This is a genomic window from Streptomyces sp. NPDC057682, assembly GCF_042799575.1.
Classification (GTDB): Bacteria; Actinomycetota; Actinomycetes; order Streptomycetales; family Streptomycetaceae; genus Streptomyces.
Genome location: NZ_JBHVIN010000001.1, coordinates 615968 through 639294, shown reverse-complemented (window position 1 = coordinate 639294; position 23327 = coordinate 615968). Strand labels below are relative to the sequence as shown.

At 71.9% G+C, this 23327-nt stretch carries 12 protein-coding genes and 5 tRNA genes; 8 read left to right on the top strand and 9 right to left on the bottom strand.

The window, feature by feature from the left end; all coding sequences use genetic code 11:
* Positions 1–99: 99 nt before the first annotated feature.
* A complete protein-coding gene (locus tag ACFVDM_RS02725; RefSeq protein WP_383632024.1) occupies positions 100–2607 on the bottom strand; it encodes a hypothetical protein in 2508 nt (835 codons plus the stop codon).
* A 234-nt stretch (positions 2608–2841) separates the two neighbouring features.
* Between ACFVDM_RS02725 and ACFVDM_RS02720 the strand changes: the two genes are divergently transcribed.
* Complete coding sequence (locus ACFVDM_RS02720) at positions 2842–3819, top strand: alpha/beta hydrolase (RefSeq protein ID WP_383632021.1); 978 nt, start codon at positions 2842–2844, stop codon at positions 3817–3819.
* Between the two features lie 81 nt (positions 3820–3900).
* On the opposite strand, the gene ACFVDM_RS02715 is transcribed toward ACFVDM_RS02720, so the two are convergent.
* From ACFVDM_RS02715 to ACFVDM_RS02690, 6 genes are all read right to left on the bottom strand, one after another.
* Positions 3901–3974: transfer RNA gene (locus ACFVDM_RS02715), tRNA-Lys, on the bottom strand.
* A 133-nt stretch (positions 3975–4107) separates the two neighbouring features.
* On the bottom strand, positions 4108–7335 hold the full coding sequence (locus tag ACFVDM_RS02710) for an FG-GAP-like repeat-containing protein (protein ID WP_383632019.1): 3228 nt from the start codon (positions 7333–7335) through the stop codon (positions 4108–4110).
* Between the two features lie 250 nt (positions 7336–7585).
* Positions 7586–10681, bottom strand: coding sequence for an FG-GAP-like repeat-containing protein (locus ACFVDM_RS02705; protein ID WP_383632016.1), 3096 nt, complete (start codon positions 10679–10681; stop codon positions 7586–7588).
* 294 nt (positions 10682–10975) lie between these two features.
* Entirely contained in the window at positions 10976–13003 is a 2028-nt protein-coding gene (locus ACFVDM_RS02700; RefSeq protein WP_383632150.1) for a DEAD/DEAH box helicase, read from the bottom strand.
* A gap of 240 nt (positions 13004–13243) precedes the next feature.
* On the bottom strand, positions 13244–13831 hold the full coding sequence (locus ACFVDM_RS02695; RefSeq protein WP_383632013.1) for a hypothetical protein: 588 nt from the start codon (positions 13829–13831) through the stop codon (positions 13244–13246).
* A 167-nt stretch (positions 13832–13998) separates the two neighbouring features.
* The gene (locus ACFVDM_RS02690; RefSeq protein ID WP_383632010.1) at positions 13999–14349 is read right to left on the bottom strand and encodes a metallopeptidase family protein; all 351 of its coding nucleotides are present in this window, start codon (positions 14347–14349) and stop codon (positions 13999–14001) included.
* Positions 14350–14434: 85 nt separating this feature from the next.
* Between ACFVDM_RS02690 and ACFVDM_RS02685 the strand changes: the two genes are divergently transcribed.
* From ACFVDM_RS02685 to ACFVDM_RS02655, 7 genes are all read left to right on the top strand, one after another.
* The gene (locus ACFVDM_RS02685) at positions 14435–15973 is read left to right on the top strand and encodes a metallophosphoesterase (protein WP_383632007.1); all 1539 of its coding nucleotides are present in this window, start codon (positions 14435–14437) and stop codon (positions 15971–15973) included.
* A gap of 80 nt (positions 15974–16053) precedes the next feature.
* Positions 16054–16126, top strand: a tRNA-Glu gene (locus ACFVDM_RS02680).
* 39 nt (positions 16127–16165) lie between these two features.
* Positions 16166–16240: transfer RNA gene (locus ACFVDM_RS02675), tRNA-Asp, on the top strand.
* Between the two features lie 22 nt (positions 16241–16262).
* A tRNA-Phe gene (locus ACFVDM_RS02670) sits at positions 16263–16336 on the top strand.
* Between the two features lie 166 nt (positions 16337–16502).
* Positions 16503–20423: an ATP-dependent RNA helicase HrpA gene (hrpA, locus tag ACFVDM_RS02665; protein WP_383632004.1), complete on the top strand. Its 3921-nt coding sequence runs from the start codon at positions 16503–16505 to the stop codon at positions 20421–20423.
* Positions 20424–20571: 148 nt separating this feature from the next.
* Positions 20572–20646: transfer RNA gene (locus ACFVDM_RS02660), tRNA-Asp, on the top strand.
* A 138-nt stretch (positions 20647–20784) separates the two neighbouring features.
* On the top strand, positions 20785–21159 hold the full coding sequence (locus tag ACFVDM_RS02655; protein WP_383632001.1) for a DUF6274 family protein: 375 nt from the start codon (positions 20785–20787) through the stop codon (positions 21157–21159).
* A 468-nt stretch (positions 21160–21627) separates the two neighbouring features.
* Here the strand turns inward: ACFVDM_RS02655 and bldC are convergent, their stop codons facing one another.
* Together bldC and ACFVDM_RS02645 are read right to left on the bottom strand one after the other, a co-directional pair.
* Positions 21628–21834, bottom strand: coding sequence for a developmental transcriptional regulator BldC (bldC, locus tag ACFVDM_RS02650; protein WP_003949541.1), 207 nt, complete (start codon positions 21832–21834; stop codon positions 21628–21630).
* A 511-nt stretch (positions 21835–22345) separates the two neighbouring features.
* Complete coding sequence (locus ACFVDM_RS02645) at positions 22346–23191, bottom strand: hypothetical protein (protein ID WP_383631998.1); 846 nt, start codon at positions 23189–23191, stop codon at positions 22346–22348.
* Between the last annotated feature and the right edge of the window lie 136 nt (positions 23192–23327).

Below are 23327 nucleotides of genomic sequence, written 5' to 3'. Positions count from 1 at the left end.
CCGCTCGACGGCGCCGGGGCGGGCCCCCGGGCACGGCGAACGGCCCCGACCCGGACGTCTTCCGTCCGGGTCGGGGCCGCGTCCGCGCCGGCCGGGTGCTCAGTGCCTGCGACGGCGCCGGGCCGTGGCCAGCAGGACGCCGCCGCCGAGGAGGACACAGCCCAGGGCGGTCAGCGCGAGCGGGCCCTTGCCCTCCGCGCCGGTGTTGCCGAGCTCCCCGCCGCCACCGCCGTGGCCACCTCCGTGGTCACCGCCGCCGGGAGGCGGTGTGGGGTGCGGGCCCGGCCAGGTGTGCGAGGGGTGGGGGGACGGGGAGCCGCCCCGCTCCTCGTTGGTGAGGGTGCAGGTGACCTCGTCCCCGGCGGAGAGCGTCACCCGGTCGTCGGTGACCGGCACGTCCCCGTCCCCGGAACGCGTGCACGTCCAGCCGGACGGCAGATAGCCCTCGGGCCCGCCGGACTCGCCCAGGGTGTAGGTGCCCGAGGGGACCTCCACACCGGTGACCTCCCCGCTGCCGCTCGTACCGGAGAGGTTCTCGGGGCCGTCCGCGCTCAGCGTCCAGTCGCCGGGGACCGCGGTCCCGCCGTGCTGGTTGACGACGCGCTTGACCAGGGTCAGGCGGGCCCGGTCCTCGTCCTGGCAGGTCACGGTGTTGCGTACGGTGAAGGTGTTCTCGGGCTCCGTGAGCTGGGCCGCGTACGGCAGGGCCGCGTCCACGGGGCCGCCGTTGGCCGCGACGACGCGGCTGCTGTCCACGGCGCAGGTGTCGGGAACCGTCGTGGTCTCGGCGATCGTCGTGGTGTCGCCGACCGCGTAGCCGCCGCGGGGCTCGTCCCACTCCTGGGGTGTCGCGGCGGCGGTGCCCGGACCGGTCAGGGTGAGGTCCGCGTCGAAGCCGTCCGGACGCTCGTCGTGGGCGTACGTCGTCCCGTCGATGCTCCATTCCTTGTGGACGGTGACCTCGGCCTCCGGCTCCGCCAGGGGCCGGTTGTACATGGTGCAGCTGATCGCGGAGAGCCGGGGGACGTCCACCCCGAAGGCGGGGGCGCCTGGCGTTCCGCCGTCGGTGACCTCGACCGGCTCACCGGTGTCGAGATCGGTGCAGACGGCGTTGCGGCCGCCCTGGGTGACCAGTTCGTAGCCCGGTCTCTGGGTCTCCGTCACGTCGATGGCGGCGGAGTCCGTACCGGCCGGGTAGGTGGGTTCGAAGGAGACGGCGCCGGTGCCGTCGGCGGTGGTCTCCTTGGCGTCGGGCAGTCCGCCGATGCCGGGCGTCGTGGTCGCGGCGCCGAACTCCCAGCCCGCGCCCGCCGGAGCGGCCCCGGTGACGTCCTCACCGGTGGTGCCCTCGGGCACGATCTGCTTGACGACGGAGAGGGTCCCCGCACAGTTGCTGAGCGCCAGTTCGGTCAGGGCCTGTCCGGCGCCGGCGAAGTCGGCGGTCTGGTAGTAGTCCGCGGTGAGCGGATTCGTCCCGTCGAACGCCTCCGTACCGGAGATGGCCCGGAGGTTCAGCCCCGAGATCCCCTCCACACCCCGGCCGACGCCCACCGCGACGACCCGGGAACCCTCCGCCTTGACCGCGTTGGCGGCGAAGATGCCGCCCTCCACGTCGGCGAAGTGGGTGTGCGAGCCGTCCCCGCGGCGCGGGTTGTTCCAGTAGGTCGGGTTGCCGTCGGTGAGCACGACGACCGCGTCGTAGTGCGGCTCCGCCTTGGCCACCGCGTACAGCCCCTGGTCCCAGTTGGTGCCCGAACCCAGGGTCCAGTCGGCGTACAGGGACTTGAAGGCGTCGGCACCGGCCTGGGTCGAAACGGGCATCAGCTCGGGGTGGTTGGCCGTCCCCGTGCTGGGCGAACCCCGGTCGAAGGAGAAGAGCGCCATCCGGGACGGGGTCCGGGCCAGCGCGTCGGTGAAGCCGTTCGCGGCCGCCTTCAGATCGGGCAGCGCGCTTCCCACGGACGCCGAGAGGTCCAGCACGAGCGCGACGTCCAGACCGCAGGTCTCGGGCAGCGCGGGGTTCTCGCGGGACTGCTGCCAGATACCGCCCGAGGCGACGTAGGGGTTGGCCGCGTAGTCGGTGCTGAACATGAAGTCGCTGGTGGAGGAGTAGGTCTGCCCCTCCTCCAGGGCCGGCGTCAGGAACCGGTACGGGGAGCGGACGGAGCCCGAACCGCTTCCCGCGCCGGTCCGCAGGGAGGTGTTGGTGAACCAGCCGGGCGGCACACCGTCCTCGGGCTGGCCGACGTAGTAGCGGGCGTTCTCGTTGGCTCCCCCGTCACCGGTGTCCGGGACCGTGAAGTTGCAGTCTCCGTCCGCGTCCGAGGTGCACCGGGCCCACACGGCGTCCAGGGGCTCGGTGGCGTCCTGCGAGGCGTACAGCGCCAGCCGCACCCCCGCGAGCGGCCCGACGACGGAATCACCCGTACGGTCGCCCCCCGTCTTCACCGTGACGACGGAACTGCCCGGCACCGGGGGCGGGACCGTCGCGGGGGCCGCCCCCAGCGAGGCTGCCACGGCCACCAGCCCGGCCAGCACCCGGCCGACGGCCCGGCCTCTCCGGCCCTGCGGGCCCCTCGGGGCGGGCCCTGTCCTCAGCGACCGCATGAGCACTCCTCTGATACGCAGATACGGAGATCTCATTAGAAGGAGACAAGCGGCGCCGGCTTCCCCATTGGTCCGTTCACCGGCGTGGCACCACAGGACGTGCGGCGGCCACGGGCGCGCGCGGGTCGCCGGCACCGTCGGCTTGCGGCCTCGCCGCTCACGGGAATCATGGGACGGGGAGAGACGAAGCGGGGGATCCGCGCCCCCCTGGGGGCCGCACGCACTGGAGCACTCATGACTCAGCAGCCCCCGCCCGTCACGCCCTATCTGGAGCGCGCCGCGCGGGAACTCGCCGACGCGACCGACCCGCATCCCCGCATCTACGAGGTACCGCCGGAGCAGGGCCGCGACATCCTCGCGGGTCTGCAGAGCGGCGAGGGCGTTCCCCGTCCGGAGGTCGACGAGGAGTGGGTGGACGTCGACGCCGGTGAGTGGGGCACGGTCAGGACCCGTGTCATCCGCCCCAAGGGCGTGTCGGGGCCGCTGCCGGTGATCGTCTACATCCACGGCGCCGGGTGGGTCTTCGGCGACGACAAGACGCACGACCGGCTCTTCCGGGAACTGGTCGTCGGGGCGGGCGCCGCCGGGGTCTTCCCCGTGTACGACCGGGCGCCGGAGGCGAAGTACCCCACGCAGGTCGAGCAGAACTACGCCGTCGGCCAGTGGGTCCGCAAGAACGGTGCCGACCACGGCCTCGACGCCTCACGCGTCGCGGTGACCGGCGAATCCGTCGGCGGGTGCATGTCCGCGGTGTTCGCGCTCATGAACAAGGAGCGCGAGGACGGCATCGCCCTCAAGGCCCAGGTCCTGCTGTACCCGGTGACGGACGCCGACTTCGACACCCCGTCGTACCACCAGTTCGCCGAGGGCTACTACCTCACCCGTGACGGGATGAAGTGGTTCTGGGACGCGTACACGACGGACCCCGCCGAGCGGAAGCAGCACTACGCCTCCCCGCTCCGGTCGACCCTCGATCAGCTCAAGGGGCTGCCGCCGACGCTCGTCATCACCGACGAGGCGGACGTCCTGCGCGACGAGGGCGAGATGTACGCGAACAAGCTCCGCGAGGCCGGTGTCGACGTCACCTCGGTCCGGGTCGCCGGCATGGTCCACGACTTCCTGCTCCTGGACAGCCTCCGCGACACCCGCGCCGCCAACGTCGCCCGCCATCTGGCGATCGACGCCCTCAGGAAGGCGCTCCACGAGGACTGAACGACGGAGCGCCCCGCCCGGAAGAAACCGGACGGGGCGCTCCACCGCAGGTCGGAAGGGTTTCCCCCGCCCTGCGTCGCGTAGGCCGTGTGGGACTCGAACCCACAACCAACGGATTAAAAGTCCGCTGCTCTGACCAATTGAGCTAACGGCCCTCGGCACATCACCCCCGAGCATAGCCCGCCGCGGCCCGGCCGCCGATCGGGTATCGGCCGGCGGGGGTTCCGGGTGGGGTGGAACGGGGAAGGCGCCCCCGCCGGAGCGGGGGCGCCTTCGGCCGGTGCGGGGTCAGGCGAGGCGGTTGTACATGAGCCAGCCGCCGCCGATCTTGACGCGGGTGGCGAAGAGGCCCTTGCCGTCGCCCGGGTAACTCCAGAGCGCGCCGGAGGTGTCGCGGGCCAGGAGGTCCGCCCGGCCGTCGCCGCTGATGTCACCGACGCCCACGAGGGCGTCGTAGACCTGCCAGCCGCCGCCGACCTTGACGCGGGTGCCGAGCGTCGTCGCGCCGGTGCCGTTGGCCGGGTAGCGCCAGAGGACACCGGAGGTGTCGCGGGCGAGGAGGTCCGGCCTGCCGTCGCCGTCGAGGTCGCCGGCACCGGCCAGCAGATAGCCCTTCCAGCCCTTGCCGATCTGGAGGCGGGCCTTGAAGACGCCCGCGCCCTTGCTCTCGTAGAGGAAGAGCAGACCGGTCGTGGTCTCGCGGGCGATCAGGTCCGCCCGCCCGTCGCCGGTCACGTCGCCGGGGGACGTCAGCGTGTCGTAGACGTTCCAGCCGAGGCCGACCTTCGTGTACGGCGTCGACGGCGTCAACGCGGCGCCGCACGCGGGGCGGTAGGCGCGCAGCTCGCCGCTCTTCACCCGCACGAGGACGTCGTTGCAGCGGTCGCCGTCGCCGTCGTCGAACGGGACGGCGGCCGTGACCGCGGAGGTGCCGGTCCAGCCCGCGCCGGAGACCTTGGCGTCGACCCGGCCGGTGCCCGTACCGGTACCGGCGCGGAAGTCCGCGACGCCCGCCGGGGTGAACGCGAGGAGGTCGCCGAAGCCGTCGTCGCCCGTGAAGTCGCGGGCGACGGCGGCGCCGCCGGTGACCTTCACCGTGTTCGAGACGGAGAGGGCGGCGCCCTGGCCGTCCGCCGGCACGGCCGTCAGCGTCCAGGTGTACGCGCCGTTGCCGACGAGCCGGCCGGCCGTGTCCTTGCCGTCCCAGGCGGCGGTGAGCGAACCCCGGACCTCGCCGCCGGAGACCGTGCGGACGACCTTGCCGGAGGCCTTGTTCTTCACGGTCAGCCGCCAGGAGGCGGCCGGCTTGGACAGCCACCAGGTGCCGGTCCAGCGCGGCGCCGAGGCGCGCAGGTCGAGCGAGGCGGCCGGGGCCCGGGTGTCGATGACCGACAGCGGGGACGCGGCGATGCCGGTCGGGACGATCCGCACGCGGCGGTCCTGGCCGGTGTACGCGACATGCCCGCCGAAGCGGTCCACGGTCCAGCCGGAGCGCCGCACCGTGCTGTCGCCCAGGTCCGCCGCGTTCACCAGCACCCGCCGGGGCAGGTCCGCGTACGCGCCCGAGGCCGGCAGACCGCTGTGCAGGTCGTAGACGGTCAGGCCGTCCTTCTCCGTGTACCCGACGAAGTAGCCGTCGCCCAGCAGGCCGGGGCCCTCGGGCGCGGTCGTCGTCCGGCCGGTCTGCCGGTCGCTGATCCCGGCGCCCCGGACCCAGGAGCCGTCCCGGCACTCCCAGTACACCCACCGGCCCACGGCCTGGAGCTCACTGGGAACGCATCCGTTCGGCGTGGTGAAGGAGGCACCGGCCGCGCCCGTGGACAGCGTCTTCGAGGTGATCGTGGACGAGCCCGGGAGGTTGCTCCAGAGCGTGCCGCCCCACAGCGCGGCGCTCTGCTTCCCCGTCTCCACGACCGTGCCCGGGTCGGAGCCCTTGAACTCGGCGATCCGCTGGGTTCCGCCCGTGCCCTGGCCGATCACGCCGTACCGGCCGGAGAGGTCCACGAGTTCGGGCGAGGAGAGCCCGGTGGTGAGCTGCGGGCCCCATTTCTGCTCACCGTTGCGGTAGAGCATGGTCACGTCCTGCTCGGTGGCGTCCTTGCGGCCGTGGAAGCCGTCGCCGCTCGCGAACATGGTCACGCAGTAGATGGCGTCGGTCCATCCGCAGTCGGCGTCCCGCCCGCCGATGAGTCCGTCCTGCGTGGTGCGGATCTCCTCGGGGCGGCCGGAGGTCTTCAGCCAGGTGCTCCGGTAGCCGCCGACGTACGTGTGCGGCTGGTAGAGGTACGAGTCGTCGGCGGTGGTGAGGATGCCGCTGCCGAGCGCGATGCCGGCCGGGCGGGCGGGCATGTCCTCGATGTCCGCGACGCGCGTGCGCGTCACCTTGCCGTCGGCGCCCGCCGTGAACCGGTAGTAGCCCCAGTCGAGGGCCCCGTAATCGGTCCGCTTCTCGGCCCCGGCGACCAGGAGCGAGCCGTCCGGCGTCCGGGTGAGGTCCGTGTGCGCGACCGCCAGCAGCTCCTCGCCCCAGTAGTCGCCCGCGACCAGGGCCAGGCTGTTCCCCCGGTACTCGTTGTTCCCCGCGTTGGCCCGGTCGACCGCCACCAGCGAGTCGCCGAGCATCCGGAACGTCGTGTCGTACGCGAAGTTCCGCAGGTCCAGCGGGCGCGGCGGGGCCGTCGGATCGTTCCGGTCCAGCACCTCCCCGCCGTAGGAACCGATCTGGAGGACGGAGTCCGGGGTCAGGCTGACCGATTCGGCGTGCGCGTCGAGGGTCCTGATCGCCCCGGTCGCGAGGTCGACCAGCCACCACCCGTTCTTCATGGTGGTGTCCTCCCAGAGGATGCCCCGCACGAGCGCCGAGCGGCCGTCCCCCTCCTGGAGGCCCAGGTTCCACCCCTCGGGCAGCCCCTCCAGCCGCTGGTCCTCGATCCCGTCGGCCGTCCGCCGCAGCAGATGCAGGCTCGTGACGGCGTTCGCGGCGCCCGTGCGGGTGACCACGGTGGTGCCGAAGGTCTGGACGTACGTCTGCCCCTCCGGGATCGGGACGACGGTGGTCGCTCCACCGCCCGCGCCCTGCTGGAGCGTCACATGCGGGTCGGGCGTCGCGGCGTAGACCGCGACGGTGTCCGAGCCCTGGCCGAACCCGGTGGGCCAGGCGCCGACCTCGCGCCCCTCCTCGGGGTTGTACGCGAGCGGCTTCGGCAGCCGTTCGGACAGGACCGTGGCCGTGCCGGTGGCGTAGTCGATCCAGCGCAGCCGGTCGTCGCCCTCCTGCGCGGTCAGGAAGCCGGTCTCACCGGCGTTGAGGATCCGCGTCGTACGGGGCACGAAACGCGCCCCCGGGCTCACGACCACGGTGTCCGCCGCCGAGGCCCCGGCCACCGCCGTCCCCGTGTCGGCCGCCGCAGTCCCGGTGCCGGCCGCACCGGCGCCGCCGGTGATCGCCAGGGTGATCAGGAGAGCGAGGTGCCCGGACGCACGCCTGCGTCTCCACCCGCTGGATGAGCGAGTCAATGTGAAAGTCCCTCCCCGGGAAACAAGGGCACGGGAGGGGCTCGCGGCGCGCACGAGAGGCGCCGCGGCCTGCGTGGTGCGGCCGATACCGCTCGCACCACCACCCCCGAGCAGATGCGGCGACTTTAACAGCAGCATCCGACATCCCGACAGCGTGTTTCGAACCCGTTCAACGCGCGGGGGCCCGCACGGCATTCTCCGCCGTACGGGCCCCTGTCGCGTCACTCGTCCCGGGCGGGCCGGGCGTCCCTCAGGCCAGCCTGGAGTACTTCTGCCAGCCCCCGCCGATCCGCACCCGCGCCGCGAACAGCCCCTTGCCGTCGCCCCGGTAGCTCCAGAGCACACCCGACGTGTCCCGGGCCACCAGATCCGCCTTGCCGTCCCCGCTGATGTCCCCGATGCCGACCAGCGCGTTGTACACCTGCCAGCCACCGCCGACCCGTACGCGGGGCGCCAGGGTGCCTTTGCCCGTACCGGCGTACCGCCACAGCACCCCGGCCTTGTCGCGGGCCAGCAGATCGCCCTTGCCGTCCCCGTTCAGATCACCGGCGCCGACGATCAGATAGCCCTTCCAGCCCTTGCCGATCTGCACCCGGGACTTGAAGGCGCCGCCGCCCTTGCTCTCGTACAGGAAGAGGAGCCCGGTCGACGTCTCCCGCGCGATCAGGTCCGCCCGGCCGTCACCGGTCAGGTCGCCCGGCGACGTCAGCTCGTCGTAGACGTTCCAGCCGAGGCCGACCTTCGTGTAGGGGGTCGTGAGGAACAGCCCGCTTCCGCAGTTCGGCCGGTACGCGCGCAGTTCGCCGCTCCTCATGCGCAGGAGCACGTCGTTGCACCGGTCACCGTCCACACTGTCGAAGGGGACCGCTTCCGTCACCTTGTTGGCGTCGGACCAGTCCCGGTCGCCGGGTTCCTGCGAAGCCACCTGTCCGGTCCCATTGCCGCCCCGGAAATCCGAACCACCGAGCGGGTCGAACGTCAGCAGATCGCCGAACCCGTCCCGCCGGATGAAGTCCCGGAACACCGCCGCGCCCCCGGTCAGTTTCACCGTGCCCGTGGCGCTCGCGTCCGGGCCCTGTCCGTCCGCGGGCTTCGCGGAAAGCGTCCAGGTGTACGCGCCGTTCGGCACGTAACCGCCCTTCTCGTTCCTACCGTTCCAGCTCGTCGTGACCGTTCCGCCGCCCTCGCCCGGCACCCCGCTCAGCGTGCGCACGACCGTGCCGGTGGCCTTGTTCCTGATGACGATCCGCCAGGACGCCACCGGCCGCGACATCAGCCAGCGGGCCTTCCAGGGGTTGTTGTAGCCGACGGTGGGCCCCGTCTCGGACTCGATGGGCCCGACCGGCTGCTTCGCGACCCCGCTCGGCACGAGGTGCACCCGCTGGTCGGCGGCGACGTAGGCGACCGGGCCACCGAACTTGTCGACCGTCCAGGTCACCCCGCGCGCGGCGGTGGAGGACACCTCGCCGATGGTGCGGGGAGCCCTCGCCGTGCCGTCCCGGAAGTCGGTGAGGGCGAGCGTGCCGGCCTGCTTGTCGTGCCGGACGAGGAATCCGTCACCGATCAGGGCCTCGCCCTTCGGTACGGCGATGTTCCGGCCCGCCGTGAGGTCCCGGACGCCCGCCGGCCCGTCCGGGCCGCAGGACCAGTAGAGCCAGCGCCCGACCGCCTGCAACTCCTTGGCCACGCAGGGCGCACCGGTGTCGACGGTCTTCGTGATCTTCAGCGTCTTCAGGTCCTGCGCGGTCACCACGCCCGGCGTGGGGGTGGCCGACCACACCTTCGTGGCCCAGACCGAGGCCGTTCTGATCGGCCGCGAGAGGGGCATCGTGTCGTACGCGCCGAGGTCGCCGATGTACTGGAGGTCGGGGTTGACCCCGTTGAGGACCACGTACCGGCCCGTGAGGTCGATCAGCTTCCCCTGGCCGGAGCTCATCCGGAACCAGCGCGGGTCCTGTCCCTGTTCCAGGGAACCGACTTCGGTCTCGTAGCCGTAGTTCCGCGTCTGGATGAGGTGGCCGTCGCCGGAGGACCAGGGGCCTCCGGCGGCGTCGTCCGCCCACTCCTTGTACACCGGGGCGCCCACCGCGAGCCCGCCCGCCGTCGTGGTGACCGTGCGGCCGAAGACGGACGGCAGGAACATGGAGTCGGACTCCTTGGTGACCATCACCCCGTTGGCCAGCGACAGCCGCTCGATCCGTGCCGCCACCGGCGCCACGGGCGCGACCTCCGACGGGCCGGACGTGCCCGGGGCGACCCTCCGCAGCGCCCACTGCCCGGCGTCCACGCCCCCGGCCACGACCACGCTGCCGTCCGCGGCGCCCGCCATCACCGGAGAGGCGTGACGCAGCAGCGTGACCGGGTCACCGCCGGCGAAGGGCATGGCGAGCAGACGCAGGCCCGAGGTGTCGGCCATGTCGCCGTCCCAGCGCGGAGGCGTGTACCAGGAGACGATCAGGTTCGCTCCGGCCGCCGCGATGACGGGCAGTTCGCCGTGCTGCGGTTCCAGGTCGATCACACGGCGGTCGGCGAACAGGTCGTCGCGGGGGATCCAGTTGACGTCCTCGCCCAGCCAGACCAGGCGGTCGGCGGTCAGCACCACCTGCTTCACCGTGGTGCCCAGGGCGGCGGCCACGTTGGTGAACCGTCCGGTCGCGAAGTCGACGAGGCCGATACCGGAGGCCCCACCCGGCGCGCGGTACCTGACCACCAGGATGTCGGCGTCCGCGGCCGCCGACCCGGTGATCTCAACCCCCTCCGGCGCGTCGACGGACGCGCCGGGCACCACCGTCTCCCCGCCGTTCCACGTGGCCAGGTGGAAGGAGTAGTCCCCGTCCGTCCCGGTCCGGGTGACCAGGTGCCGTCCCGCCCACGTCACGGCGGTCTGCCCGGCCGGCAACACGAACGGACTCGTGTCACCGCTGCGCAGGTCCGTGCCGCGCAGCTCACCGTCGACCGAGGTGATGATCGTGTCCGAGCCCGCCGGGAGCCACTTGGGGTTCGCGGACGCGTAGGCCGCTGCGTACGTCGTGACCGGGGAGGCGTCGGGCACGTCGACGGTCCTGGTGGTCCCGTCCCAGGTGGTCCACAGGAGACCGTCGTGCCCCTCCTGCCGGTAGAGGACCCCGGACTCCCCCGCCCCGTACGGGACGGTCACCCTCGGCACATAGCGGTCGGCTGCGAACGACACCTCGCCCGTCGGCGTCCCCGCCGCAGCGGCCGGGGCGCCGGCCGCACCGGCCGGGGCGCCGAGCGGCCCCAGGACACCGGCGAGGACCGCCGCCGTTCCCGTGGCGGCGGCAAGAGTTCTGAACGTACGGGAGCGTGCCAGGACATGACGGCCCACAGAGGACCCCCCAAGATCTGTGTCGACCAGGAAAACGGCAAGTGGTGCACGGTTCGGACGAGGAGTGGGGCCCTCGGGCGGCCTCGGGTGCGAACGCCGAGGCGATGTATGCGCGCGGGACTCGTGAGGTATGTGAGGCGGAACCGCGTGCATGCGGGGGGAGAGGCTATCAGCGAAACACCCCCGCGCGTTGGCATGCCCACCGCGAGGTCTGCCGAAGGGAACGCCGAAGGGCCCTGCCCGATGCGGTGCATCGGGCAGGGCCCTTCGGTTCAGGCGGTGCGGCGCCGAGGATCAGCCGTTGCGCTTCCAGCGCGGCTTGTCGTCGCGGCGGCCGAAGGAACCGGTGTTGGTGCCGGTGCCCCGGTGGTCGTCGCGGCGGCCGGTCGGGCGGTCCGAGCGGTAGCCGCCCGAGGGGCGGTCGTCGCGGCGGTCGCGGTTGAACGGACGGTCGCCGCCGCCGGAGCGGTAGCCACCGGACGGGCGGTCGTCACGGCGGTCGCGGAACGCCGGGCGGTCGTTGTCACGACGCTCGAAGGGGCGGCCGCCCCGGTCGTCACGGCGGTCGTCGCGGCGGAAGCCACCACGGTCGCCGCCCGAGGGACGGTCGTCACGACGGTCACGGAACGACGGACGGTCGTTGTCACGACGCTCGAAGGAACGACCACCCCGGTCGTCACGACGGTCATCGCGACGGTCGTCACGGCGGAAGCCACCACGGTCACCGCCGCGGTCGCCCCGGTTGTCGCGGCGCTCGTAGTTGCCGCGCTCGTCGCGGCCGGCCGGCTGCTCCGGGACCGAGGTGGCGGCCAGCAGGGCGGCCTCCGCCTCGGCGGTGACCTCGGCCACGGCGGCCTCGGGGTCCTCGCCCCGCTCACGGGCGGCGCGGGCGACCAGACGGTCGGCCTCCTCGCGCAGCTCCACGGCACGGCGCTGGACGCGCTCCAGCTGCTTGGTCAGGTCGGCGGCCTCGCGCTCGGCCTGCTTGGCGGCGTTGTTCGCGGAGTCGGCCTGGACCTCGGTGAGCGAACGGGCACCGGTGATCTCGGCGACCTCCGGCTCGAAGACGCCCGCGCCCTGGACGATGTGGCGCGAGGCGTCGACGCCCGCGTCCTCCATCAGCCGGAAGATCTGGCGGCGCTGGTGCGGCAGCGCCAGCGAGACGACGACACCGGACTTGCCGGCGCGGGCGGTACGGCCCGAGCGGTGCAGGTAGTCCTTGTGGTCGCCGGCCGGGTCCACGTTCAGCACCAGGTCGATGCCGTCGACGTGGATACCGCGGGCGGCGACGTCGGTGGCGACCAGGGCGTTGACGTAGCCCTTCTTGAAGTCCTCCAGGACGCGGGTGCGCGCACCCTGCGTCATGCCGCCGTGCAGCGCGTCGGCCTTCACACCGGACTCGATGAGCTGCTCGGCGATGCGGTCGGCGCCCAGCTGGGTGCGGACGAAGATGATGGTGCGGCCCTTGCGGGCGGCGATGGCGGCGGTGACCGGCGCCTTGTCCTTCGGCTTCACGACCAGGACGTGGTGCGACATCGTCGACACGTTGCCCTGGGCGGAGTCGACCTCGTGGGTGACCGGGTCGGTCAGGTAGCGCTTGACCAGGGTGCTGATCTCGTTCTCCATGGTGGCGGAGAAGAGCATGCGCTGGCCGCCGCCCGGGATCTGGTCGAGCAGCTCGGTGACCTCGGGCAGGAAGCCCAGGTCCGACATCTGGTCGGCCTCGTCGAGCACCGCGACCTGGACGTCCTCCAGGGAGCAGGCGCCGCGGTTGATGATGTCGCGCAGCCGGCCCGGGGTGGCGACGAGGATGTCGACACCGCGCTCCAGGGCGTAGATCTGGTTGCCCATCGACGTACCGCCGCAGACGACCTTCATCTTCAGGCCGAGCACGTCGCCGTACGGCTGGAGCGCGTCCGCGACCTGCATCGCGAGCTCACGGGTCGGGGTGAGGATGATGGCGCGGGGCTTCTTCTTCTCGGTGCGCCCGCCCGCCAGCGCGGACAGGGTCGGCAGACCGAAGGAGAGGGTCTTGCCGGAGCCGGTACGGCCGCGGCCCAGGATGTCCTTGCCGGACAGGGCGTCCGGGATGGTCGCCGCCTGGATCGGGAACGGGGCGGTCACCCCGTTCTGCGCGAGCTTGCGGACGATGCCCTCGGGCAGGCCCAGGTCGGCGAAGGTGATGGTCGGCTCGGCGTCCGCCGCGTCGGCGGAACCGGCCTGCTCGGCCTCGGAGGCGTCGGCCTCGATCACGTCGGACTGCTCGGCGACGGCGGCCTTCGCCACCTCGGCGAGCTCGTCGTTCTCGACGTTCTCGGGCATGACGGTGCGGTCAGAGCTGGAAATTGACATGCGAAATGCGAAACCTTCCGGAGTCTCGGCACGCGCCCGTAACTCCGTGATTCGCAATTTCGACCGCCTCAATGCGGTCCAGCCACGGCAAGGGAGAGTACGCGCCACACGGCGCTCTTCTGTGTCGGCGCCGGGCAATGGGATCAAACGATCTACCACCATACGCACTCTCACCCGCATTGCGCAAACCGCCCCCGCCCGGACCCCCGCTCAGACCGGCCCCACCTGCGGCGATGCCCGCGGAGTCCGCAGCGCGTAGACCCCCTCGGACGTCTGCGCGGAGTCGGTACGCAGCTGCGCGGCGGGCGAGGCCGAGGGCGCCGGCGGCTCGGAGTGCTCCGGCTCGGGCTCCGGCGGCGCGGACGGCTCGGGGCTCTCCGAGGCCCCCGGGCCGGGATCGGACGGGGCCGGCGGCTCCGAGTGCTCCGGGGCACCCGGCCCCTTTCCGGGCCCCCTCCCCGGCTCCGGGGGCGTCGGCGCCGGATGCCCGCCGGACCCGCCCGGAACGCGCGGGTCCGGTGTCGCGCCGGGACTGCCCGAGGGGGCGGCCGAGGCACTGGGGTCGGCGGACCGGCCGGCCTCCTGCCCGGAGTGCGCCCCCGCGCCGCCCCCGGTGCGCGCCCGCCCCGTCCCGGCCGCGGTGGCTCCGGCGGGCTCCTCGGCCGACCCCTTCGGCGCGGCGGAGCGCGAGGGCTCGGGGCTGCCGCCGCCGGAGCCGATGCTCATGCAGCCGGTGGACGCGACGGCCGTCACCAGCGTGACGGCCGCCCAGCGGGCGGGGACGGACAACTGGCGCACGGGGGCACCTCCGGGGCGCGAAGAGGATCGGGGCCCCGCGAGAACGAGCCGGGGAGCGCCCTGCCCAACTCCCGCCGCCCCGCCGGGGACACGCCCCGGCCGCAGGCTGCCGCGCCGGCGGCGCCCGCGCCCCCGTCCGCGCCCCCGCGCGGACCGGGGCGCGCCCCTCACCCGTAACCCAGCGCGTGCAGCCTCTCGTCGTCGATGCCGAAGTGGTGGGCGATCTCGTGGACCACCGTGATCTCCGTCTCGGCCACCACGTCCTCGCGCGTCTCGCACATCCGCAGCGTCGGCCCCCGGTAGATGGTGATGCGGTCGGGCAGTACGCCCGCGTACCACTCACCGCGCTCGGTCAGGGGCGTGCCCTCGTACAGACCGAGCAGCTCCGGATCGTCCGCCTCCGGTTCGTCCTCGACGAACACCGCGACGTTGTCCATCAGCCGGGTGAGCTCCGGCGGGATCCGGTCCAGCGCCTCGCCGACCAGTTCCTCGAACGCTTCCCGCGTCATCTCCAGCACCCCGCCATTGTCCCGTACCGCCCCCGGACGTGTCCCCGCGCGGCATACGCGCATATCCGCTCCCCTCCTGGGGCATACGCGCCCAATGGCCCGCGACCCGTTCCGTGCCGCAGCAGTCCGCGTACGGCACCTCCTCCGCCCCCGCGCCGGGCGCCGCCCCCGCACCGGCGGCCTGCCGGGCGCCGCGCCGCGTCCCCTCGTCCGCGCGCTGGGGCTGGTCGCCGTCGTCCTGCTGGGGGCCTGGCTCGGACTGCTCGCCGTCGGCAGCGTCCGCACCCCGGTCGGCCCGATGGACACGACCATGACGCTGCGGCCCTCCCTCAGCGGCGGCACCAAGATCAACGTGTCACCGCTGGGCGCCCTGGAGCTGGACTCGCACCACGCCCCGGTCCGCCTCGACGTCGACGTCGACCGCCTCGACCCGATCCGCTCCGAGGCCCTGGTCCAGCACCCCGAACGGCTGGCCGGACTGGAGGACGAGGTCACCGGCGACGTCAGCGCCGGGGCGCGCGAACTGGCCGTGCGCTCCTGCGTCGCGGTCGTCTCCGGAGCCACCGCCCTCGGCCTCGCCGTGTACCGCAGGCCCCGCCGCGCCCTCGCGGCCGGCGGGCTGGCGCTGGCTCTGCTGGCCGCCTCGGGGATCGGCGCGTACGCCACCTGGAACCCGAAGTCCGTCCTGGAGCCGAAGTTCTCCGGACTGCTCTCCAGCGCCCCGTCCGTCGTCGGCGACGCCCGCTCGATCGTCAGCGACTTCGACGTCTACCAGCAGGAACTGGCCCGGCTCGTCACCAACGTGACCAAGCTCTACGACGCCACCTCGACGCTCCCCGTCTACCGTCCGGACCCCGCCACGCTCCGGGTCCTGCACGTCTCCGACATCCACCTCAACCCGGCCGCCTGGCACATCATCGGCTCGCTCGTCGAGCAGTACGGCATCGACGTGATCATCGACTCCGGCGACACGATGGACCACGGGGCGGCCGTCGAGAACAGCTTCCTGGACCCGATCGCCGACCTCGGCGCGCCCTATGTCTGGGTCCGGGGCAACCACGACTCCGCCGTGACGCAGACGTATCTGGAGAACAGGAAGCGGTTCCCGAACGTGCGGGTGCTGGACGAGGGGCGCGCCGTGACCATCGGCGGGGTGCGCGTCGCGGGCGTCGGCGACCCGCAGTTCACGCCCGACCGCACCGGCCCCGAACAGGCCGGCGACGTCCAGCGGACGGCCGGGCTCCGGCTGGCCGCCGGTCTCGGGGCCCAGAGCCGGGCGGGCACCCCGGCCGATATCGCCGTCGCCCACGAGCCCGAGGCGGCCCGGCAGACCGACGGGGCGGTCCCCCTGGTGCTGGCCGGCCATGTGCACCACCGGCAGAACGAGGTCATGAAGGGCGGCACCCGGCTGATGGTCGAGGGGTCCACGGGCGGCGGCGGACTGCGGGCCGTCCAGAACAAGAGCCCCGAACAGGTGCTCGCCTCGGTGCTCTATCTGGACCGTTCGACCCGCACGCTCCAGGCCTGGGACGAGATCACCCTGGGCGGACTCGGCCTGACGACCGCCGAGGTCAGCCGCCATCTGCCCAAGGACGCGCCGGCCCCGCCGACGTCCCCCGCGCCCTCCCCGTAAACCGTTTTGGCGATACCCCCCGGCATCCCATATGCTTCTCACGTCCCCGACGCGCTGGAAAGCGCGCAGGTGGGCCCTTAGCCCTCATCGTCTAGTGGCCCAGGACGCCGCCCTTTCAAGGCGGTAGCACGGGTTCGAATCCCGTTGGGGGCACGCTTTACCGTGTGCGAGACTTGTTCTCGCACATTGCTTGGTCCTGTGGAGCAGTTTGGAGTGCTCGCCACCCTGTCAAGGTGGAGGCCGCGGGTTCAAATCCCGTCAGGACCGCTGCAGCTTGTACGAGCTGCGTGGCTGGGTAGCTCAGTTGGTACGAGCGATCGCCTGAAAAGCGATAGGTCGCCGGTTCGATCCCGGCCCCAGCCACCTTCCGAAGGCCCCGTCCACAGGACGGGGCCTTCGTCGTTGCCCGTGCGGGCTCCCCGGGCCCCCGCACGCCGCGCGCGTACGCCGTCGTGCGCCCCGCGGGTGACCGGGGCCGCACGAAATACGCTCGCCGTTCCTCGGGCCCGGGTGAGATCCTGGGGTCCGTATGTCTACTTCCTTCGCCGATCTCCAGTCCCAGCTCGGACAGCTCTCGCTCCGCGACGCGCACCGGCTCGGCCGCCGCCTCGAAGGCGCCCGCCGCATCCGCAAGCCCGAGGCCCGACAGGCCGTGCTGGACGAGATCGCCGCCCAGGCCGGCAAGGGCGCCGAACGGCTCGCGCTGCGCGCGGGGCGGGTGCCCGCCGTTTCGTATCCCCCGCAGCTCCCGGTCAGCCAGAAGAAGGACGAGATCCTGGAGGCGATACGCGACCACCAGGTCGTGATCGTCGCGGGTGAGACCGGCTCCGGCAAGACCACCCAGATCCCCAAGATCTGCATGGAGCTGGGCCGGGGCGTCCGGGGCATGATCGGGCACACCCAGCCGCGCCGGATCGCCGCGCGCACGGTGGCCGAGCGCGTCGCCGAGGAGCTGGACACCCCGCTGGGCGAGGCGGTCGGCTGGAAGGTGCGCTTCACCGACCAGGTCAACCAGGACGCGACCTTCGTCAAGCTGATGACGGACGGCATCCTGCTCGCCGAGATCCAGACGGACCGCGAGCTGCTCGCGTACGACACGATCATCATCGACGAGGCCCACGAGCGGTCGCTGAACATCGACTTCCTGCTCGGCTATCTGGCCCGGCTGCTGCCCAAGCGCCCCGATCTGAAGGTCGTCGTCACCTCCGCGACCATCGACCCGGAACGCTTCTCGCGCCACTTCGGCGACGCCCCGATCATCGAGGTCAGCGGGCGGACGTATCCGGTCGAGGTGCGCTACCGGCCGCTCCTCGAAGAGGACGGCGACGACGCCGACCGCGACCAGATCACCGCGATCTGCGACGCCGTCGACGAGCTGCAGTCCGAGGGCCCCGGCGACATCCTGGTCTTCCTCTCCGGCGAGCGGGAGATCCGCGACACCGCCGACGCCCTCGGCAAACGCCATCTGCGCAACACCGAGGTCCTCCCCCTCTACGCGCGCCTCTCGCACGCCGAGCAGCACCGGGTCTTCCAGCGCCACACCGGGCGCAGGATCGTTCTGGCGACCAACGTCGCGGAGACCTCGCTGACCGTTCCGGGCATCAAGTACGTGATCGACCCGGGCACCGCGCGTATCTCCCGCTACAGCCACCGCACCAAGGTCCAGCGGCTGCCGATCGAGCGGATCTCGCAGGCCAGCGCCAACCAGCGCAAGGGCCGCTGCGGCCGTACGTCGGACGGTGTCTGCATCCGGTTGTACTCCGAGGACGACTTCCTGACCCGTCCGGAGTTCACCGACGCGGAGATCCTGCGGACGAACCTCGCCTCCGTCATCCTCCAGATGACCGCGGCCGGTCTCGGCGACATCGAGAAGTTCCCCTTCATCGACCCGCCGGACCACCGCAACATCCGCGACGGCGTGCAACTGCTCCAGGAGCTGGGCGCGCTGGACCCCGCGGAGAAGGATCCCAAGAAGCGGCTCACCCCGCTCGGCCGCAAGCTCTCCCAGCTTCCCGTCGACCCACGGCTCGCCCGCATGGTCGTCGAAGCGGACCGGAACGGCTGCGTCCGTGAGGTCATGGTCATCGCCGCCGCGCTCTCCATCCAGGACCCGCGCGAGCGCCCGGCCGAGAAGCAGACCCAGGCCGACCAGCAGCACGCCCGGTTCAAGGACGAGACCTCGGACTTCCTGGCCTACCTCAATCTGTGGCGCTACCTCCGCGAACAGCAGAAGGAGCGCGGCTCCTCCAGCTTCCGCCGGATGTGCAAGCAGGAGTACCTGAACTTCCTGCGCATCCGCGAATGGCAGGACATCTACGCGCAGTTGCGCACGGTGGCGAAGCAGATGGGTATCTCGCTCAATGAGGAGGACGCGCCCGAGCAGTCGGTGCACACCTCGCTGCTGGCCGGTCTGCTCTCGCACATCGGGCTGAAGGACACCGAGAAGAACGAGTATCTCGGCGCCCGCAGCGCCAAGTTCGCGATCTTCCCCGGCTCGGCGCTGTTCAAGAAGCAGCCCCGCTTCGTGATGTCGGCCGAGCTGGTGGAGACCTCCCGGCTCTGGGCCCGGGTCAACGCCCGGGTCGAGCCCGAGTGGATCGAGCCGCTGGCCCAGCACCTGCTGAAGCGCACCTACAGCGAACCGCACTGGGAGAAGGACCAGGCGGCGGTCATGGCGTACGAGCGGGTCACGCTCTACGGCGTACCGATCGTCGCCCAGCGCAAGATCAATTTCGGCCGGATCGACCAGGAGGCCTCGCGGGACCTCTTCATCCGCAACGCCCTGGTCGAGGGCGACTGGCGCACGCACCACCAGTTCTTCCACGACAACCGCAAACTGCTCGGCGAGGTCGAGGAGCTGGAGCACCGCGCCCGGCGCCGCGACATCCTCGTGGACGACGAGACGCTCTTCGACTTCTACGACCAGCGCATCCCGGACCACGTCGTCTCCGGCGCGCACTTCGACTCCTGGTGGAAGCACAAACGCCGCGAGGAGCCGGACGCGCTCGACTTCGAGCGCTCCATGCTCATCAACGAGAAGGCCGGCGCGGTCACCAAGGACGACTACCCGGACTCCTGGCGCCAGGGGAAGCTCAAGTTCCGTGTGACGTACCAGTTCGAGCCCGGCGCGGACGCCGACGGTGTGACCGTCCACATTCCGCTCCAAGTGCTCAACCAGGTCACCGCCGAGGGCTTCGACTGGCAGATCCCGGGCCTGCGCGAGGAGGTCGTCACCGAGCTGATCCGCTCGCTGCCCAAACCGATCCGCCGGCACTACGTCCCCGCGCCGAACTACGCGGAGAAGTTCCTGGACCGGGCCGTGCCCCTCCAGGAACCGCTGCCCGCGACCCTGGCCCGGGAGCTCCAGCGGATGGTCGGCGTGCCGGTCACCGCGGACGACTTCGATCTGAGCCGCGTCCCCGACCACCTCAAGATCACCTTCCGGATCGTCGACGAACGGCGGCGCAAGGTCGCCGAGGACAAGGACCTGGAAGCGCTGCGCGTCCAGCTGCGCCCGAAGGCCCGGCAGGCGCTCTCCAAGGCCGCCGCGGCGACCGCGGGCCCGTCCGGGAGCTCCATCGAGCGTTCGGGCCTCACGGACTGGACGATCGGCACGCTGGACAAGATCTTCGAGACCCGGCGCGCGGGCCAGCCCGTGAAGGCCTACCCGGCCCTCGTCGACCAGGGCGCGACCGTGGCCGTCCGGCTCTTCGACAGCGAGGCCGAGCAGCAGCAGGCCATGTGGCGGGGCACCCGGAAGCTGATCATGCTGAACATCCCGGTGAATCCGGCCAAGTTCGCCTCGGACACCCTGACGAACCAGCAGAAGCTCGCCCTCTCCCGCAATCCGCACGGCTCCGTCCAGGCGCTCTTCGAGGACTGCGCGACCGCGGCCGCCGACCGGCTCATCGCGGCCCACGGCGGGCCCGTCTGGGACGAGGCGTCGTTCCGGACGCTGTTCGACAAGGTCCGCGCCGATCTGGTGGACCTGACCGTCCGCACGATCGGCCAGGTGCAGCAGATCCTGGCCGCCTGGCAGGCCTGCGAGCGCCGGCTGAAGTCGACCAACAGCCTGGTCCTGATCAACAACGTCACGGACGTACGGGACCATCTGGCCCGGCTGATGCCGCCCGGCTTCGTCACCGCGACCGGGCTGCGCAGACTGCCCGACCTGATGCGCTATCTGGTCGCCGAGGACCGCCGGCTCCAGCAGATGCCGACGAACGTCCAGCGCGACACCACGCGCATGGAGAAGGTCCACGAGATGCAGGACGAGTACGCCTGGCTGCTGGAGCAGCTGCCGAAGGGCCGGCCCGTGCCGCAGGAGGTCCTGGACATCCGCTGGATGATCGAGGAGCTGCGGGTCAGCTATTTCGCCCATGCGCTGGGCACCGCGTTCCCGGTCTCCGACAAGCGGATCGTGAAGGCGATCGACGCGGCGGTGCCGTAACGGTCCTCCGGCCGGCGGGTCACGGCGGGCGCGCGGCCGTGACCGCGGGTGCGTGACGGCTTCACCACCAGGAGTGAGTTCGACCGCACCCGCCGACCTCCTGTACAGTCTGTCTTCGCAGGCAGCCGCGAGGCCGCCGCGAAAACCTGGTCCTGTGGAGCAGTTTGGAGTGCTCGCCACCCTGTCAAGGTGGAGGCCGCGGGTTCAAATCCCGTCAGGACCGCAGTAACGAAAGCCCGGATCCCCTGGATCCGGGCTTTCGCGTGTCTTGACCACGGTGGCGGGCGACGAGTACTCAGAAACCAGGGCTGCTCCCGGTTTCCCGGGCGGGGCGGCACGCATCCACCGGGAGGTGGCGCGGATGGCGGCATCCACGGGCGCGGAGTTCCCGACGGCCGGACCGGGCATCGCGGAACCACCCCCGGGACGGCGTCCCCGGCACGAGACGGGCGCCCTGCTGCGCGCCCATCTGGCGGCGGCCGCGGGCCTGCGTCATCTGACCCGGCACTGCGCGGTGTGCGCGCGGCTGCTGCGGCTGGCCATGGAGCCGGTGACGGGGGCGGACGCCCCGGGGGCCGCCACGGGCCCCGGCACGGCCGCAGGGGCGCCCTCACGGGCCGTGGAGGCCGTCAGGGACCCGCGCGGCACGGTCGAGCCGTCGGGGACGTCGGGGCGCACGCCGGGCGGCCGCTCTCCGTCTCCGTGGACGCGGGACGAAAGTCCTCCCGCCACGTGACCAATGGCGTGGCTTTCCACGGGTACACAGTGGCAGGCTCGTAGTTGGCAAGAGCCATGCGATGTGACGGGTGTCACTCGATCAGTTTTGAGAAGGGTCGACTTTACGCCCTTCCTACAAGTGGCGAATTTAATATGTGCAATTGCACCACTCGGTGAGGGTCCGCCCGGGAAGCCCCCGAAGGCGCCCCGAAGGCCCTCGGAGCCAACCGGACGCCCGGTTTTCCTCGCCGGCCCGACCGGGCTCCCGCAGCCCCGGAAGACCCGACCCGGCGCACCCCGGCAGCCCCCGCGCGCACAAAAAAGATCGCGCTGGACCCGGCGGAGTCCAGCGCGATCTGACGACGAGGCCTGTGAGACACAGGTACGGCGCCCGTTGGGGCGGGCGCCCGTCATATGGAGCTATGGGTGGGTCAGTCGGGTTGGGGGACCCAAAAGCCCAGGGGTGAAGCGGCGCGACAGGGGTGGATCAGGCCTCGCTGCGCTGCTGCGGAATACCCGCAAGCAGTGCGCGGACCTCTGCCTCGCGGTACCGGCGATGTCCACCGAGCGTGCGGATGGACGTGAGCTTGCCTGCCTTGGCCCAACGGGTCACCGTCTTCGGGTCCACGCGGAACATCGTGGCAACCTCAGCCGGGGTCAGCAGCGGCTCGGCATCAGGGGTGCGAGCGGTCATGAGCGGCCTCCTCGGGAGAACCGAACCATCTCGGTTCTTTCCTCTAAATTCTGCACCTTGACCCACGTTGCCCGAAATGGCGGACGCGGGCCGAGTCGGTTATAGGACGAACGGCTTGTCCTCGGCACTACAACTACACCATCCGTCCAGCCACGTCGGCCAAACCGATGGAATTGCCCTCCCAGGTGTTCATCAGCGACGGAAGCCGATGGACCATGCCATAGCGGACAGTCACACCACCGTGACGATCAGTCACAGAGCGATCAGGAGTCATCAGACCCCCCATAGCGTGCAATGCAGAGCAATCCGCCCATACTTGGACGGATGGAGCCCTCCCCGGACTCCTTGTCCTATTTTGGCACGAGGGGTAGGGAAGGGCGCAAGGGCCCCGTAAGTGCTATCCATCACGGTTGAGGCAAAGGCCCGGTTCGGGACGTAGGTCCCACACCACTCCCGTACGCTCTCGCACCTTCACCCACACGTGTCACACGCGTCACGGGTTCAGCATGCGTCAGTTCGCGAACTGACGGTCCCTCACGGCCCGCCAGCGCTCCGCGAGACGCGCGTACGCCTCACCGGCCAGCTCCGCGTCCCCGGCGCCGAGCGCCGCGATGCCCTCGGCCACGTCCGCCGCGCTCCGGTCCGCCAGCAGCTGCTCCGCCGGCAGCGCGTGCACCAGCCCGCCGTAGTCCAGCTCCACCAGGGCCCGGGGGTGGAACTCCTCCAGCCAGCGGCCCACGTCCACCAGCCCCTCGGTCAGCGGACCCTCGTCCATGGACTCCCGCAGCGTCCGCAGCCCCCGTGCCAGCCGCCGCCGGGCCTGGACCATCGGCGTCCGGTAGCGCATGACGGCCGGCTCGCCGTCCTCGCCCGCCTCCCGGTACTCCCGCTCCTCGTCCGCGAACAGCACGAACCAGCGCACCGGCACCTGCCACACCGAGGTCCTGATCCACGGCCGGGCGTCCGGATTGCGCGCCGACCACCGCTCGTGGTCGGCGACGGCCTGCCCGCGCACCACCGGGGGCAGCACCGCGTCGAGCACCGGCCCGGGGAACATCTCCGCCAGCGCGTCCAGCGCCAGCCAGCCGCGCAGCCGGGTCCGCCACGGGCAGACGCACACCACACCGTCCAGCTCGGCGACGAACGCGTCCCCGCTCTCGTGCGCCGGCACACCCACGGGCGGGGTCGCCGCCAAGTCCGCGAGCGACCGCCGCAGTTCGTCCTGGGCGGTGGGGATCCGCCCCCCGCTCGCGTAGCGGGTCCAGTGGGCGCGCTCGGCCTCCGGGAAGGCGGCCAGCGGCTCGTAGACCCGGAGGTAGGACGCGTACGGAACCCGCACCGAAGACACCACCGACATGCAGCGATCGTGTCACGCCCGTACTCCCGTAGTGGGTGATCCACGGCACTCGCGCCGATCCGCGCCCCAGGAGGACTTACCCTCTTGCCCATCGGACCGTCCGTACCGGCCGGTCCGGGGCCCTCCCCACCTTCAG

Excerpts from the sequence above, each read along its gene's own strand:
- ACFVDM_RS02700 (WP_383632150.1), bottom strand. The coding sequence starts at position 13,003 with ATGCCCGAGAACGTCGAGAACGACGAGCTCGCCGAGGTGGCGAAGGCC.
- ACFVDM_RS02685 (WP_383632007.1), top strand. The coding sequence starts at position 14,435 with ATGGCCCGCGACCCGTTCCGTGCCGCAGCAGTCCGCGTACGGCACCTC.
- hrpA (WP_383632004.1), top strand. The coding sequence starts at position 16,503 with ATGTCTACTTCCTTCGCCGATCTCCAGTCCCAGCTCGGACAGCTCTCG.
- bldC (WP_003949541.1), bottom strand. The coding sequence starts at position 21,834 with ATGACCGCTCGCACCCCTGATGCCGAGCCGCTGCTGACCCCGGCTGAG.
- ACFVDM_RS02725 (WP_383632024.1), bottom strand. The coding sequence starts at position 2,607 with ATGCGGTCGCTGAGGACAGGGCCCGCCCCGAGGGGCCCGCAGGGCCGG.
- ACFVDM_RS02720 (WP_383632021.1), top strand. The coding sequence starts at position 2,842 with ATGACTCAGCAGCCCCCGCCCGTCACGCCCTATCTGGAGCGCGCCGCG.
- ACFVDM_RS02655 (WP_383632001.1), top strand. The coding sequence starts at position 20,785 with ATGGCGGCATCCACGGGCGCGGAGTTCCCGACGGCCGGACCGGGCATC.
- ACFVDM_RS02645 (WP_383631998.1), bottom strand. The coding sequence starts at position 23,191 with ATGTCGGTGGTGTCTTCGGTGCGGGTTCCGTACGCGTCCTACCTCCGG.